The sequence below is a fragment of the Paenibacillus sp. PAMC21692 genome (assembly GCF_014303795.1).
Classification (GTDB): Bacteria; Bacillota; Bacilli; order Paenibacillales; family Paenibacillaceae; genus Pristimantibacillus; species Pristimantibacillus agaridevorans.
The window spans coordinates 5,945,267-5,959,510 of the sequence record NZ_CP060293.1 but is presented as its reverse complement, the minus strand read 5'-3'; the positions used below and the strand labels follow the sequence as shown (position 1 = coordinate 5,959,510).

Genomic DNA, 14,244 nt, shown 5'->3' with positions numbered 1-14,244 from the left:
CAGGAACATGACGTTTACCTCTGACCGCGTGAAGGTGCCGCATGGATTATGGGAAGGCATTCGCCAATTGGGGATACAGCCTGGGGATATTGTCAGGCAAGCGGGACTTCCGCAGGACGAAATTACCGATGCCGAGGTGTCCGTTTCGCATTATTATGCAATTTGGCAGGCGCTTGCGGAGCTTGCCGGCAATACTGCCCAGGCAATCATTGGGCTGGCAACAGCCTTCGAGACGGCGAAGTATCCGCCGTCCGTTTTAGCTACTTATCACGCCCGCGACTTTCGGGATGCCCTAAATCGAATGACCAAGTATAAGCAGCTATGTCCTCCCGAAAACTTGACTATCCATCAAGAAGGGGATATATGCAGGATCGAGCTTGGATGGCAGCAAGCCATTAAGAGCGGGCCGCCCGTCTTGGTAGGGATTACGCTGGCATGCCTGATGGAGCTTGGACGCCGGGGAACAGGCTGGCACTTAACTGCGAAGAGCGTTGAGTTTACAGAAGACATGGGCGACGTGGAAGCGTTGGAAGCTTATTTTGGCTGCAGAATACGGACAGGTGCACCGCATGATCGTCTGACTCTTCGCCAGAGCGACTTGGATCGACCGTTCCTTTCTTATAACGAAGAGTTGTTGGAGATCCTGACTCCTGTGCTGGAGCACGCATTAGATCAGCGTAATACCGTCCGCACCATCAGTAATGCGGTGAAATATATAATAAAGGGTATGCTCTCAAGCGGAAGACCCGGGATGAAAGCCGTCGCCAAGGAACTGGGCATGAGCGAACGGACACTCCAGCGGCGTCTTGCACAAGAGGCTACTACTTTCAATGTGCTGTTGTCGCAGACCAGGCATGAACAGGCGCTTTACTACTTGGCGGATGATATGCTGGAAATTAAGGAGGTCGCCTACTTGGTCGGATACGAGGACCAGAACTCGTTCTATCGCGCTTTCCGTGGCTGGGAGGGCGTTACGCCGGCATATTGGCGCGTTTCGCAAGAACATTGACGCATCATGCTAGTTACCCTTCACCTCGAACGAGGTAACCTATTACATAGACCGAAAGAAAAGGAGACATGTGATATGGAGATGGGGCTGGCAAATAGAACGGCGTTGGTCACGGGATCTACCAATGGGATCGGGAAAGCAATCGCGTTTGAGCTTGCCAAAGAAGGCGTGCATATATACGTGAATGGTCGGAACGCGGATAAAGCGGAAGGTGTCGTCCGAGAGTTGAAGGAACGTTATCCGGATACGAATCCGCGCAATGCCGCGGCCGATCTGGTCGATATCGGGCAGAGGGAGCGGTTGTTCGAAGCTTTTCCTCATGTGGATATTTTGATCAATAACATGGGGATTTATGAAATGATGAACTACGCTGACGTGGAAGACGAGGTATGGGAGAGGTACTTCCGCACAAATGTTTTGGCGGCGAACGGCTTGTCCAAATTTTATTTGCCGAAAATGGTGAATAACAATTTCGGACGTCTGATCTTCATCGGAAGCGAGGAAGCCGTTATGCCGGCAGGCCATATGCCCCAGTATGCCATGACCAAAACGATGCTTCTGTCCCTGTCCAGAAGCTTGTCGAAGCTGACGGCAGGAACAGAGGTGACGGTGAACAGTATCTTGCCTGGACCGACGCTCTCGGAGAACGTGGAAGGCATCATTAATGGCCTCTATTCGGAGGCGGGCATGACATTTGCGGTAAAGGAGCGGCAATTTATGGCGTCCAGCCTGCCCCATTCCGAGCTGCAACGATTTATACGTCCACATGAGATCGGCAGGCTTGCAGTATTTCTCTGCAGTCCGTATTCATCCCCCTTCAGGGGTTCGACGATCCGCATGGATGGCGGCATGGTGCCAACGATTTTTTAGCCCTGCGCTGTACGGAACATTCTCGGGCAGGTACGGTTGTAGCGATGCACCAAGACATTATGATTAATGAGGGTCAGTCGAGATAGTGGGCTGGCTTTTTTGTGTGGCCATCCATTGACTGGGCCGGGCCTGGACTATGCGACTTCGGAAATAGTCAGGGGATTGTAATGAACGGGATGTTCAACATCGGAACAGCAATCTTTTTAATCCTTGAACAGTTGGCATGTTTAGGAATCTGATAATTTTAAATTACACACTTCCCTTTTGCTACTAAAAGAGTTATACTAACTAAGTATCATATAGTTATTAACTAACTTAAATTCAGGAGGTAAAGAAATGTCGAATTTGAATATCGGTATTATTCTGGGCAGCACGCGTCAAGGACGTGTAAGTCCACAGGTTGGAGAATGGGTTAAAGGCATAGCGGATGGACGCGGCGACGCTTCTTACGAAATCGTGGACATCGCAGAATACAATCTTCCTTTCCTGGGCGAAGGTACGGGCGAAGAGCCGGGTTTGGCGGCTTGGAATGCCAAGCTGAGCAGCTTGGACGGCTTTGTATTTATCGTACAGGAATACAATCATAGCATTACTGGCTCGCTTAAGAACGCAGTGGATTCTGCTCGCGAGGCATGGAATGACAAAGCTGCGGGCATCGTCAGCTATGGCTCCACTGGCGGAGCGCGTGCTGCAGAACACCTTCGCGGAATACTGGGCGAGCTGTCGGTCGCTGACGTACGCGTTCATCCGACACTGTCGCTGTTTACAGACTTCGAAAACTACTCCGTCTTCAAACCGGCTGACCTTCATCTGACGAATGTCAACGCGATGCTGGACCAAGTCGTGGCATGGAGCGGCGCTTTGAAGCCGCTGAGAGCTTAATGACATTTTAATAAAATTGCAGAAGAAAAACCGCGGAGCTTCCGCGGTTTTTTGTCGTCGTTAGATACAATGCAACTTTTTTGGTCGTTAAAAACTTACAAAGCGGACCAGCAGATGAATCGTTGAAATACCTAACCGACATCAGAGACACTATTTAAGTGTTTTTGAGCCAATAAAAATTCTAACGGACAAGAAATACATTATTCGGTAGGGACGGAGCGAAATGCGGCTCGGATGTTGCAAATAGCGTTGCCTGTGTCCGTTAGATTTTAGTAATCTAAAAAAATCACTAAATAACGTCTCTCTTGTCCGTAAGGCGGCAGCTGGACATCGTATTCGCAAAAAGCTGCCCGCCGTCGAGTGGCGGTAAGAAACAGCTTCCCATTTTTTTTGCTCGCGACGCGACTCGCTACAAGAGGGAGGATAGATCGGCTGCCAAACGACGGACGGGCGGCTTCGAATCCTGATGGAGCAAGTAAATATACGCCGGACGGGGCAGCTCCGCAATGGACTTGTCCACCGCGCCGATCTGCTGCAGCTCGTCCAGCCTTCCCGACAGCATGCGAGGTGTGACCTGGCCCAAAGCGAATCGAATGTCCTGGAACCTCGTATGCTCGTAATGAAGAGCGAGCAGAAGCGGAAGATTCCAGGCTTTCGCCGACAGTCGACCGTATCCCAGCATCCCTTCGGCGGATTGAACGGCTTTGGCTGCATCCCGCAGCAGTAATCCCTTCTCGGTCAACACATATTCCGGCAAGGCGGGATGACGTCGTTCCAACGGCGACAAATGCCTGAGCAGCCCATGCTCCGCCATCCGCTTTAAATTGTCGCTAAGCCGTGCTGGCGTTATCTGCAGCCGATTTTGCAGCGGAGTGAACCTGCCGCCGCTAGGCTCAACCTCCAGCAGCAAAGGAACGGTCCATTGTCCCGACAGCTCCTGAGCCAGGCCTAGAATACGTTGCTCCGTAATCAGGCGGGCTCCAACTCTTCGGATAACATCAGATTATGCCCGTCCGGATCGACGAACGTCGCGAGCTTGGCCATGCCTGGCACCGTCTCGGTGTCGCCGATAAATCGGACGCCGCGCTGCTCCAGCGTCTCTCTGGTATGTACGATGTCATAAACCTCGAATACGGTGGAAGACGTGGAAGGGACGACCTCTTCTGCCTCCGAGAAGCCAATGATACAATCCTTCGTGTTCGTATTGACCATTGCCATGCCGGTATCCGGATCATGAAAGTTTACTTCGAAGCCAAGCTTCTCCTTGTAAAAATCAATCGTTTGCTCCAAGCTCTTGACACTGTACCATACCGTTACCCCTGGTTTGAACATATTCGCACCTCCGATAGTTTACCACATTTATCATATCGATATCATACCAAGTATATTTTCGATAGTAAAGTCTTGATTATTGCGGATTGCAAGTCAATACGCTTACAATAGATAGAAATTAAGAGAATCGGAGGTGCCTGAATGAGTCGTAAGCTGGCGATGGTGACGGGTGCGAATTCGGGGATGGGTCTGGCTACTTCAATCGGGCTTGCCAAGGCGGGGATGCGCGTCGTGATGGTATGCCGCAGCGAGGCAAGAGGCAAGGAAGCTCTGGCGAAAGTGCGAGATGCGGCGGGCGGCGATGCGGCGGAGCTTATGTTGTGCGATCTGGGTTCCTTCGCCGATATTCGCAGGTTTGCCGCGGAATTTAACAGCCGCGGCGACGCGCTGGACGTGCTTGTCAACAATGCGGGCGTCGTCAGTCTAAAGCGGACGCTGACGAAGGACGGCTTCGAATCCATGATCGGAATCAATCATCTGGGACATTTTTTATTTACAATGCTTCTGCTGGATAGAATCAAGGAAGCGAAACAAGGAAGGATCGTCGTCGTGGCGTCTGGCGCGTACAAGGCTGGGCGACTGAACTTCAACGATCTCAATCTGACGAAAGGATTCAATGTCGCCAAGGGCTACGGACAATCGAAGCTTGCCAATATCCTGTTCGCAAGATCGCTCGCGAAGAGGTTGGTCGGTACGACGACGACGGTTAATTCGCTTCATCCCGGCGCGGTCGCCACCAACATCGGAGTAAGCAGAGAGACGGGGTTCGGAAAGAGCGTGCATGTTTTGCTCAAACCGTTTTTCCTCACGCCGGAGCAGGGATCGGAGACGGCGCTGCATCTGGCGTTAAGTCCGGAGGCGAAGGATGCGAGCGGAGAATATTTCTACAAGAAACAAGCTCAAGCCCTGACGGGCAAAGCGGCAGACGATGAATCGGCCGAACGTTTGTGGAAGTGGAGCATGGAGGCAGTTGGACTCAAGGGATAGAAGGATTCCATTACTTTCGAGAATACAGCGTCTTTGTAGTAGAACGACCGCAACAAAAAAATGAGGGGGTGCCGGATTTGGTTAAACCAAATCATTGTAGAAACTGGATGAGCATCGTACTGCTTGGCGTTGTACTGTTGTTGACAGCAGCTTGCGGCGGCTCCGTGTCCGAAACGTTGGTGGGTTATGCCGTAGCTCATTCCGAGCAGGGAGTGCTTGTCGTCGAACCTTTGAACGAAGACCCTGAATCGGACAAAACTTTCAGAGCCGCTGTGTGGGTTGGCAATCTGCACAGAAACCAAGTTGGCAACCTGCTGCAAGTGCAGCTGGGAGCTCAGGCCGACTCCTATCCCGGGTTATCTTTATCGAAGAAAACGAAGCAGCAACAGCAGCCCAAAGGGGAGCGGAGCGTGCTTATCGCAAGCCTGGATTATGCCAAAACCAAGTGGGAGAACGGATTGCCCGTCATCGATTCCGTCTCGTTCGATAAAGAGGCTTCAAAGTGGGAGATTGACTTGGGGTGCTTGCTTGACGAGGAGCAGAAGCTGAGGCTGCTTGTTGACGCCAAGCAAGAAATTACGGAGCTCTAATCCGTACTCATAATTGAATTGAGAATGATTATCGAATATAATAACCTCAGTTTTGCATTATGCAAAGGCGAGGTGCGGTCATTGAACTGGGAAGAGCAGATGGCGTTATGGAATCAGGCCGCCGTTAGCATATCGGATATTCGCCATAAAGTGCTGTGGGAGGGGCAGGATATGCTCGGTTACAAGCTTCCCGCGAACATCTTTTTGCTAGTGGCGAGCGGCAGCGCTTATGTGCGGATAGACGAACGCAAATGCTATCTCAAAAAACATCATCTCATGCATGCAGGCAAAGGGATGAACGTAGACATCCGGCCTGCCCATCACGAATTTTCTTTTTATATCATTTATTACAAGTCGGTGCTGCCTTGCCTTGCGATACCTTCGAATAACGGGATCAAACCATCGGAGGAGCAGTCATTCGGCATCTTCTATCATGTGATTCCTCCCGAACCCGGACTTCTTCACAGTCAAGCTCGCCGCATGTTCGAAGGATGGCAAAAAACGGGCGTGTTAGCCCGGATCAAGATGAAAGCCATGTTTTACGAGTTCATACACGAGCTGCTGGGTCAGATGCATGGCGCCACCGATAAGGGAAGTCCCTCCGATCTTGTGGCATATGCTTTGCGTTTTATCCACGAGCATTACGCCGAAGCCGTCACGATGGATCAATTGGCCGAGCTCCTGGGCTGCAGCCCCAGCTATATGTACCGACTGTTCAAGGCAGAGATCGGCAGAAGTCCGAACGAATACTTGATCGGCATGCGATTGGAGCAAGCCAAGCAATACTTAATGACGACGGAGCTGAGCCTTCAGGAAATTGCCTTATCGGTCGGGTATGCGGATGTGTATTATTTCAGCCGATTGTTCAAGAAGCAGTTTGGAGTTTCGCCGCTCCAATCCCGCAAAGCAATGGCTAATGACGACGCCATGCAGCTTAATCCATCAAATCCGTCACTATCCTCCATTGTTCCGTCCAAGCGGCTCTCCTATAATCATAATGTAATTGAAAATGATTATCAGAGAGAGGGAGAGATACCATTGTTTTCGAATAACCGTTCAAAGGCGTCCATGACCGCTATGGTCATGATTTGTTTGTCGCTGCTAATTAGCGCGTGCCAGGCAGGGAGCAACAATGCAAGCTCGGCAGGTACGGAAGGAGAGCCGACTTCCGCGACCAGGTTATACAAGCATAAATACGGCGAGACGGAAATTCCGAGCCAACCGCAGCGCGTCGTTACAGCGTACCACCTTGGACATATGTTGGCCCTGGGCGTTCGTCCGCTTGGCGCTGCTACTTACATTCTGCAATATTCCGAAAGCGCGATGGATACGAGCGGCGTCGTGGATTTGGGCGCTCCGCTCAGTCTCGAGAAAATTGCCGATTTGGAGCCGGATTTAATCATTCTTATCGAAGCTTATCTGGAACCAAGCGGCGGCTACGAGGGCTTCAGCAAAATCGCGCCGACCGTCGTGCTGGAAGCCAATCAAGATCCGGTGAAGGATATTCGTCTAGTGGGCGAACTGCTGAACAAAAAAGATGAGGCCGAGCAGTGGATTACGGAGTATGACGCGAAGATCGCGGCCACCAAAGAAGTCGTGGCGCAGAAGTTCGGATCGGACGAAACGTTCACCATTCTGAACGTGCGGGCCGGGAAAGCGATGATGATCTATCGGGATCGCAATATGGGAGGCAACATTTTATACTCGTACTGGGGATTAAAGCCGCAGGAGAAGGTGCTGGAGGATGTCATTAACGGCATCGAGGACGAATCTTCTTACCTGGATATAACGGAAGAAGCCATCCCGGAATATGCGGGGGATCATCTCGTATTGGCATCGGACGCCACCGCCAAGGAAGCTGTGGATGAGCTAATGGCCAGCGGACTGTGGAAGAGTCTCGACGCCGTCAAGAACGACAAGGTTTACCGAATCGACTTCGATCAATTCCTGTTCAACGATCCCATCTTCGCAATGAAGCAGGTAGATGTATTGGCGGAGGTTTTGACGAAGTAGATCAGCTGCACTGAATTACGCCGACAGTAGCAGAACGAATCTTGCTTAATGGATGAATGGACAAAAAAACAAGCTTGATTTTATTTGTCCATTGAGAGTGCATTTGGATTTTCGTATGATACATTAATAGATAATGATTATCATTATCCGTTAAACAGACGAAAAGACAGATGGAGGGCAACAAAATGAAAAAGGCAGGAAAATGGTTGACGATCCTGATGGCGGCCGCGCTTACGACCGGAGCGCTGTCCGCGTGCGGAGGACAAAACAATAACAACGCAACGGGTCAAGTAGAAGAGGCGAATAAAGGGGGAAACGAAACGTCGCAAGAGAGCGCTAAGCCGGAGAGCGGCGGATCGTCGCAAGACGCTACGCAATCGTACGAAGACTGGACCGGCCATACGGTCGAAGTGCCGACACAGCCGCAACGGGTAATCTTCCATGGGGAGACAACAGGCGATCTGGCTGCGCTTGGCGTTAGTCCGGTAGGCATTATGTTGAGCTCCGTCGAGGGTACCTTAAGCGAGAAGCAATTCCAGGATGCCCAGGATGTCGGGTTCCCGTTTAACGTGGAGAAGGCCGTGGAGCTGGATCCGGATCTAATCATTTTCGGCAACTCGGATGAAGCCCAATACGGGACGATAGCGAAGGTTGCGCCTACCGTGACTTTCGATACCTTCGGATCGCTGGACGAACGTCTGACGAAGCTGGGTCAGCTCCTTGGCAAGCAAGAAGAAGCCAAGCAATGGCTGGAAGCCTACCATACGCAAGAAGCGGCGATGTGGAAGGCGATCAGGGACGGCGGAATTGGCGAAGACGAAACGGCTACGGTATTTACCATGTATCCGGGCAATCGGTTGTTTGCCATGGCTAACACGGGGTTGTCGCAAATTTTGTACTCGGAAGGCGGCTTAAAGCCCACGCCTCTCGTGCAAGAAGCGTTGGACGCCGGACAAGGCTTCGTCGAGATCAGCTTCGAAAAGCTTCCGGAGTACGCGGGAGATCATCTCTTTCTGCTTACGCCTGTCGATGGCGCAGCCGTAAACGAGTTGAAGGAATTGGAGAAAGGCCAGGTGTGGAGCGGCCTTGAAGCCGTCCAAAAGGGCAATGTGTATACGTTCGGTTTGCTGGAAGCCTATAGCGATGCGCTGTCGCGGGAATGGTTGATCCAGCAATTGCCGAAAGCGCTGCTTAAGTCCGAATAAACCGTTAATGTGATTCAAAGCCGCTTATCATTGGGTTGATAAGCGGCTTTCGATCGTCTACAATGAAAACAATTTTGTTGTCATTGTCAATGTCTGGAGGACGTAGGATGGATCAAGCAAGATCTCACGGGGAGAGGCTTCGCTCTTTGCTCTTTCATATGCTTGAAGCACGACAGTGGATGCTTCGCGAGGATCAAGTGACGGAGGAGCGGAGCCGCTCATTTTATACACTGCTTCTTGTTGCATCCGGCGACTGTAGCTTGTATGCGGATGACGGTCTGATCCCGGCGCTGGAGCAGAGCTGCTTCATTTTGCCGCCTCGACAAAGATGGTACATTAGCAACTATTCGGGGGAGGAAGTCCTTCTCTATGAGATAACCTTTAAAATGATAGACGCGGATTCCGAAAGCGTCTTTCGCGAGCCGCTGCGGCCGATTCATTATAATTGGAGACTGTTTCCTTATTCTCGCGGGCTCAAATTGACCCGGCAATTGACCACCGAAGAGGGGCAGGAGCCCGATAGCGGCGTGGAATCCGGATTTTCCGCGAACACGGGGATGGATTGGCTCAACCGTCGTCTCATGTTCCAGACCTTGATCGGAATGCTGCTAGAGCATAACTCGGAGCATATAACGAGTGGAGGAGCGCTTCCTTCTGCGGAACGTTCGATCGCTTTTATGGAAGAGCATTATATGCTGCCTCTAAGCATCAAACATTTGGCCGGGCAAGCCGGCATGCCGCAAAGTCAATATGTATCCATGATAAAGCAGCTGACGGGATCTGCCCCGCTGGATTTCTTAAATCAGCTTCGCATAAAACACGCGAAAACGCTGCTTGTGACGACGGGAGACCCTCTTCGGGAAATTGCGAAAAAGGTCGGCTTCGAGGACGAATATTATTTCAGCAGACGATTTCGCCAGAGCACGGGAATTGCCCCAAGGCAATATGCGCAATCCATGAGGGGGAGCAAGAAGATTATCGATGATGCCGGTCACGAGGTGCGTATACCGCTGAGTCCCCGCCGCATTGTGTATTTCGGAGAAGTATTAGGCGATTTATTGGCGCTTGGCGTCAGACCGGTGGGGAGCAATCTATACGAACTAGGCACCTCCTGGCTGTCGGAAGAGGACGGCGGCTTGGAAGGAATCGAGGATATAGGAATTCCGTTTCGATTGAGCAAAGCAAGGGCATTGGAACCCGACTTGATTATTCTGTCCAACATGGACGAACGCATCTATGGGGAGATCAGCGCTATCGCTCCTACAATTGTGTACAATTCCTACGATTCCCTCTTGCAGAGACTGCGGAGGCTGGGCGAGTGGCTGGGAAAAGGGGAGGAAGCGGACGGCTTTATCGATCGGTATTCGCTGCTTCTCGAGGATGCGCGACTCGCGTGGAAGCAGGGAATGAGCAACGGCGAAAAGGCATCCGTATTTATTTGCCATCGCGGACGCAAATGGTTCGTCATGGGAAAGTTGGGTTTATCCGAATTGCTGCATAACGTGGATGAGGCGTCCCTTACCGATGGGATCCAGGCGCTGATTGCTGCCGGAGATGCTTATCTGATGATCGACCGGCAGGATATCGCCAAACATGCCGGCGATATCCTGTTTATTCCCATGCCGGAGAATTCATCGTCTCGCGAAACAACGGAGCAGATGCTCAGGAGCGACCTGTGGCTAAGCATTCCGGCAGTGCGCCGCGGACGCGCGTTTGTGGTCGAGGAGAGCAGATGGAATCTGTACGACGCGATCTCGCGCATTCGTCAGTTGGAGCATTTGCAATCGCTTATCGATCGTGTCCACGAAAGTCGGGATTAACATAAAGGGCAAATCCGGTCGTCGATCGGAAATTCCGTAAGGTTAACGCCGCTTCAGCATGTGCAAAATGACGGCCATCGTTTCTTCCAGCGCTTCCGGCTCGTTCGGGCGCTCCGCAATCCATAACGCGGATTCATTAAGCGCTCCGGACAGGAAGCGGGTCATGGCGGCTGGAGAAAGCCCGGAATAATACCCGTTCTCCTGCAGAATTTCGAGCTGCTCGCGAAGATGCCGCATCGCGTTCTCTTCGTCCAAGCGCCTCCATGTTTCCCACCCTAACACGGCTGGTCCGTCCAGCAGGAGAATGCGCAGGGCGGAAGGAGAAACAGCCGCCTCCACGAATGCCTTGCAGCCGAGAATCAGCTGCTCAAGCGGATCATCGCTACGCGAAGCTTCACGCTCTACTTTCTCGCCAAGCTCCGCTTGCACGGCCGACACGACTGCCTTGAACAAGCCGAGCTTGTTCCCGTAATGATGATATAACGCGCCTCTCGTCATGCCTGCTTCGGCGACGATCTCTTCCAGCGAAGCATTGGAGTAGCCTTGTTCCGTGAACCGTATTCTGGCGATGTCCAGCAGCTTGTCCGCCGTCTCTTGCGAGTGCTCTTTCGTTCTTCTCATCGGTCAGAAAGCCTCCTTGCGGGATATTCAAAACTATCATTTTGCGCTTCCCGGATCGAAGCATCAATTTTTATAGTGATCCGCATAATCCTCGGCTGGAGGAATGTTGGTAATGATGTCGATCAGTACGCCGTTGGGGTCGCGCGTGATAAAGTGGCGCTGGCCGAAAGTCTCGTCCCGAATATCAAGCTCGACCGGCAGCCCCGCTTGCCGAATGAGACGCTCGTATTCCAGGTCTACATCATCGACTTCGATATTCAAAATAAGGCCTTGCGTCGACTTGCGGAAACCTTCCGGGATGGTGCCGTGACCAGGCTCGAGAATGGCAAGCTCGAAGGCGGGACCCGTTCCCTCGATTCGCAAGCTGACGTACCATTCGGACTCGAACACGATTCCGAATCCGAAGTGTTCGCAGTAAAACTTCGCTGTTTCCTCTACATTTACTGTAAGTAAAACGGGATATAAGCTTGCAACTCTCATTGTTTTTAGTCTCCTTTGGCAATAGAATATTTTTAATTTAACATACATACAGTATGTATGTAAATAAGCAAACCGAACTTTTCCCATGCAAAATAAACAAGGCGTCCGAGCGAATACATCGCTTCGGGCGCCTTGTTGGTCTGACGAATCGTTAAATTTTGAACTTTGACAACCTTTCCAGCAATTCTTCAACCATATTGCTTAGCTGAGCGGAGGAAGCCGATATTTCTTCCATGGAAGCAAGTTGCTCCTCGGATGCGGCGGCAACGCCTTGCGAACCCGCTGCAGCTTCGGAGGCGAGCGCGGAAAGACCGTTCATGTTTTCCGCGATCTGCCCGGTGCTTGCGGAGAGTTCTTCCGCCGCCGCCGATACTTCCTGAATCTGAACATTGACGGAAGTCATCTCCGTCAGAATACGACCGAATAGGCGCTGACTGTTCGTGATGCTGGCGAGACTATTTTGTACGTTCGCATTTCCTGCGGCCATTATTCTGGAAGCATTATCGGTATCGGTACGGACTGCCGCAACGAGCTGCGTGACTTCGTCCGCGGCCTTGCGGGTTCCATCCGCAAGCTTGCGGATTTCGCCGGCGACGACGGCGAAGCCTCGACCATGCTCGCCAACGCGGGACGCTTCGATTGCCGCGTTTAAGGCGAGCAGATTGGTTTGCGTGCTGATAGCCGTAATGGCGTCGATCATGCCGCCAATCTGGACGGAACGGTCCTCAAGTCTCCGGATAGCAGCCTCTGTCTCTTCTGAGGAACGAACGACGATTTCCATCTCCGAGACGGCGTCCTGCAAGGCAACGCTGCCCGTCCGCGTCTGTGCCGTTACATCGTCAGCCGAAGTCGAGACGGATGAGGAGGATCCTGCGATGCGTTCGGCGGCGATCGTCATCTCATCCATAATTCGAGAGGATTCGATGGCGTGTTCGTTTTGCGTGACGGCCCCGTCGGCAATTCGTCCGATCGATTCGGCTACGTTCTGGGCGGCATGGCTGGTCTGTTCCGCGCTCGCCGTCAACTGCTGCGAGGTCGCTCCTACAGCCATGGACAAGTCGGAGACCAAGCGGAACATGTCGCGCAGCTTCTCCGTCATATCGTTGAAGTATCCGCTCATCACTCCGATCTCGTCGCCGGATTTAATCTCCATCCGCTGGGTCAGGTCGCCCTGCGCCATTAGAAGCAGCTTGCCGGATAATGTCTTGAGCGGCCGGGTTACCATCATTCGGACCAAAATCGTCATGATCAGCGCCAAAACCAGGATGCCCGCCAGTGCGGTTGCCAGAGCTGTCGTGCGGGACTCGTAATAGTGGGACATAATGACGGACTTCGAGATGGAGGAGACGGCATACCAAGTTTGCTCGGAGCCTGGCAGCGTGATGGGCTCGAATAGGCGTAACACGTCGACTCCCTTCGAGTTCGGCGTATATCCCTTTAAGCTCAAACCTTCCTTCACTTGCTGCCATAGCGCCGCCTTCTGGGGATTATCCCCGTAGCCTTTCATTACGGATGCCGGATCGTTGGGATTGGCGGCATAGATGCCTTTGTCCGTGAGCAGGGACACGTAGCCTTCCATTGGAGTATATTTCAACGCTTCTTCTTGAAGCTGCTCCAGCGATAAATCGATGCCGATTATGCCGACAAAGTTCCCGCCGGTGTCCAGGATAGGTTCGACGATCGACATAATTTGTTCCTCTTCACCAGCGATCTGATAGGTATACGGTTCTATATACGACAGTTTTTTGCTGGCTTTCGGGATCAAAAAATAATCGCCAGTGCCAGGCTTGTCATAATCGACAAGCGGCTCCAAGTGAATGCTATCATTCTTCTTGACAAGGTAAGGAAGGAATCTGCCCGTTGCATCGTCATATGCCGCTTTGTTCCGATTGAGGGCATCGCTGCCGTCGAAGGCGTTCGGCTCCCATAACGTATAAATGGCGAAGAGCTCCGGCCGGCTCTCCAGAACTTGATGGAGAAGCTCGATCGTTTCTTCCCGCGATACCGACTGGTCTTCCCGCGAAATGGCGAGCAGGTCGGACAGCGACTTCAGCGTCGCGTTCATGCTCGACATCGTAATTTGAAGATCCGTGGCGTATTGCACCCCTGCCGTTTTGGCTTCCAGTTCACCATTTTCGATGCTTTGTTTCTCAAGCTCGCCCAGATTAATATACAGATTCGACCCGAGCACAAGCACCAGCATAACCCAGACGACTAACGTGAATTTCACAGCCAGCGACAGCTTGCGCAGTTTTGACAAGATGGCCACCTCTTTCATTATGTATAGGCGATTATTCGGCATAATTCGACAAATCCTGAATAGATCCAAAGACCTATAAGAGAGACGGCGTTTTCGAAGTAAACTGTTCAATTCGAGAAAACGATTCCTAGATCGTTGGACGCTCGTAACCCGATTCGGTATAATTTGGTGATGC

13 protein-coding genes are annotated in these 14,244 nt (G+C 52.0%); 8 read left to right on the top strand and 5 right to left on the bottom strand.

All coding sequences use genetic code 11. The annotated features are described in order from the left end of the window. Positions 1-7: 7 nt before the first annotated feature. The 3 genes from H7F31_RS24480 to H7F31_RS24470 all read left to right on the top strand — a co-directional run bounded on the left by H7F31_RS24480 (position 8) and on the right by H7F31_RS24470 (position 2,761). A complete protein-coding gene (locus H7F31_RS24480; RefSeq protein WP_187100912.1) occupies positions 8-1,009 on the top strand; it encodes a helix-turn-helix transcriptional regulator in 1,002 nt (333 codons plus the stop codon). A gap of 75 nt (positions 1,010-1,084) precedes the next feature. Next, positions 1,085-1,879: an SDR family NAD(P)-dependent oxidoreductase gene (locus tag H7F31_RS24475; RefSeq protein ID WP_187100911.1), complete on the top strand. Its 795-nt coding sequence runs from the start codon at positions 1,085-1,087 to the stop codon at positions 1,877-1,879. A 336-nt stretch (positions 1,880-2,215) separates the two neighbouring features. After that, the gene (locus H7F31_RS24470) at positions 2,216-2,761 is read left to right on the top strand and encodes an NADPH-dependent FMN reductase (protein ID WP_187100910.1); all 546 of its coding nucleotides are present in this window, start codon (positions 2,216-2,218) and stop codon (positions 2,759-2,761) included. A gap of 409 nt (positions 2,762-3,170) precedes the next feature. Here H7F31_RS24470 and H7F31_RS24465 read toward each other — a convergent pair whose 3' ends face one another. Together H7F31_RS24465 and H7F31_RS24460 are read right to left on the bottom strand one after the other, a co-directional pair. Beyond that, positions 3,171-3,695, bottom strand: a complete 525-nt coding sequence (locus H7F31_RS24465) for a winged helix-turn-helix transcriptional regulator (protein ID WP_261800552.1) — start codon at positions 3,693-3,695, stop codon at positions 3,171-3,173. 35 nt (positions 3,696-3,730) lie between these two features. Further along, entirely contained in the window at positions 3,731-4,093 is a 363-nt protein-coding gene (locus tag H7F31_RS24460) for a VOC family protein (RefSeq protein ID WP_187100908.1), read from the bottom strand. A gap of 141 nt (positions 4,094-4,234) precedes the next feature. Here H7F31_RS24460 and H7F31_RS24455 point away from each other — a divergent pair, with 141 nt between their 5' ends. The 5 genes from H7F31_RS24455 to H7F31_RS24435 all read left to right on the top strand — a co-directional run bounded on the left by H7F31_RS24455 (position 4,235) and on the right by H7F31_RS24435 (position 10,708). After that, positions 4,235-5,080 (top strand): SDR family oxidoreductase, encoded by an 846-nt coding sequence (locus H7F31_RS24455; protein WP_187100907.1) that lies wholly within the window; start codon positions 4,235-4,237, stop codon positions 5,078-5,080. Positions 5,081-5,157: 77 nt separating this feature from the next. After that, the gene (locus H7F31_RS24450; protein WP_187100906.1) at positions 5,158-5,670 is read left to right on the top strand and encodes a hypothetical protein; all 513 of its coding nucleotides are present in this window, start codon (positions 5,158-5,160) and stop codon (positions 5,668-5,670) included. A gap of 81 nt (positions 5,671-5,751) precedes the next feature. Beyond that, complete coding sequence (locus H7F31_RS24445) at positions 5,752-7,683, top strand: AraC family transcriptional regulator (protein WP_187100905.1); 1,932 nt, start codon at positions 5,752-5,754, stop codon at positions 7,681-7,683. A gap of 185 nt (positions 7,684-7,868) precedes the next feature. Continuing rightward, a complete protein-coding gene (locus H7F31_RS24440; RefSeq protein ID WP_187100904.1) occupies positions 7,869-8,888 on the top strand; it encodes an ABC transporter substrate-binding protein in 1,020 nt (339 codons plus the stop codon). A 107-nt stretch (positions 8,889-8,995) separates the two neighbouring features. Then, complete coding sequence (locus H7F31_RS24435) at positions 8,996-10,708, top strand: AraC family transcriptional regulator (protein ID WP_187100903.1); 1,713 nt, start codon at positions 8,996-8,998, stop codon at positions 10,706-10,708. Positions 10,709-10,750: 42 nt separating this feature from the next. Here H7F31_RS24435 and H7F31_RS24430 read toward each other — a convergent pair whose 3' ends face one another. The 3 genes from H7F31_RS24430 to H7F31_RS24420 all read right to left on the bottom strand — a co-directional run bounded on the left by H7F31_RS24430 (position 10,751) and on the right by H7F31_RS24420 (position 14,069). After that, on the bottom strand, positions 10,751-11,329 hold the full coding sequence (locus tag H7F31_RS24430; protein WP_187100902.1) for a TetR/AcrR family transcriptional regulator: 579 nt from the start codon (positions 11,327-11,329) through the stop codon (positions 10,751-10,753). 63 nt (positions 11,330-11,392) lie between these two features. Beyond that, on the bottom strand, positions 11,393-11,809 hold the full coding sequence (locus H7F31_RS24425) for a VOC family protein (RefSeq protein WP_187100901.1): 417 nt from the start codon (positions 11,807-11,809) through the stop codon (positions 11,393-11,395). Between the two features lie 151 nt (positions 11,810-11,960). After that, on the bottom strand, positions 11,961-14,069 hold the full coding sequence (locus H7F31_RS24420; protein ID WP_187100900.1) for a methyl-accepting chemotaxis protein: 2,109 nt from the start codon (positions 14,067-14,069) through the stop codon (positions 11,961-11,963). Positions 14,070-14,244: the final 175 nt, after the last annotated feature.

Excerpts from the sequence above, each read along its gene's own strand:
- H7F31_RS24470 (WP_187100910.1), top strand. The coding sequence starts at position 2,216 with ATGTCGAATTTGAATATCGGTATTATTCTGGGCAGCACGCGTCAAGGA.
- H7F31_RS24440 (WP_187100904.1), top strand. The coding sequence starts at position 7,869 with ATGAAAAAGGCAGGAAAATGGTTGACGATCCTGATGGCGGCCGCGCTT.
- H7F31_RS24430 (WP_187100902.1), bottom strand. The coding sequence starts at position 11,329 with ATGAGAAGAACGAAAGAGCACTCGCAAGAGACGGCGGACAAGCTGCTG.
- H7F31_RS24480 (WP_187100912.1), top strand. The coding sequence starts at position 8 with ATGACGTTTACCTCTGACCGCGTGAAGGTGCCGCATGGATTATGGGAA.
- H7F31_RS24475 (WP_187100911.1), top strand. The coding sequence starts at position 1,085 with ATGGAGATGGGGCTGGCAAATAGAACGGCGTTGGTCACGGGATCTACC.
- H7F31_RS24460 (WP_187100908.1), bottom strand. The coding sequence starts at position 4,093 with ATGTTCAAACCAGGGGTAACGGTATGGTACAGTGTCAAGAGCTTGGAG.
- H7F31_RS24455 (WP_187100907.1), top strand. The coding sequence starts at position 4,235 with ATGAGTCGTAAGCTGGCGATGGTGACGGGTGCGAATTCGGGGATGGGT.
- H7F31_RS24435 (WP_187100903.1), top strand. The coding sequence starts at position 8,996 with ATGGATCAAGCAAGATCTCACGGGGAGAGGCTTCGCTCTTTGCTCTTT.
- H7F31_RS24425 (WP_187100901.1), bottom strand. The coding sequence starts at position 11,809 with ATGAGAGTTGCAAGCTTATATCCCGTTTTACTTACAGTAAATGTAGAG.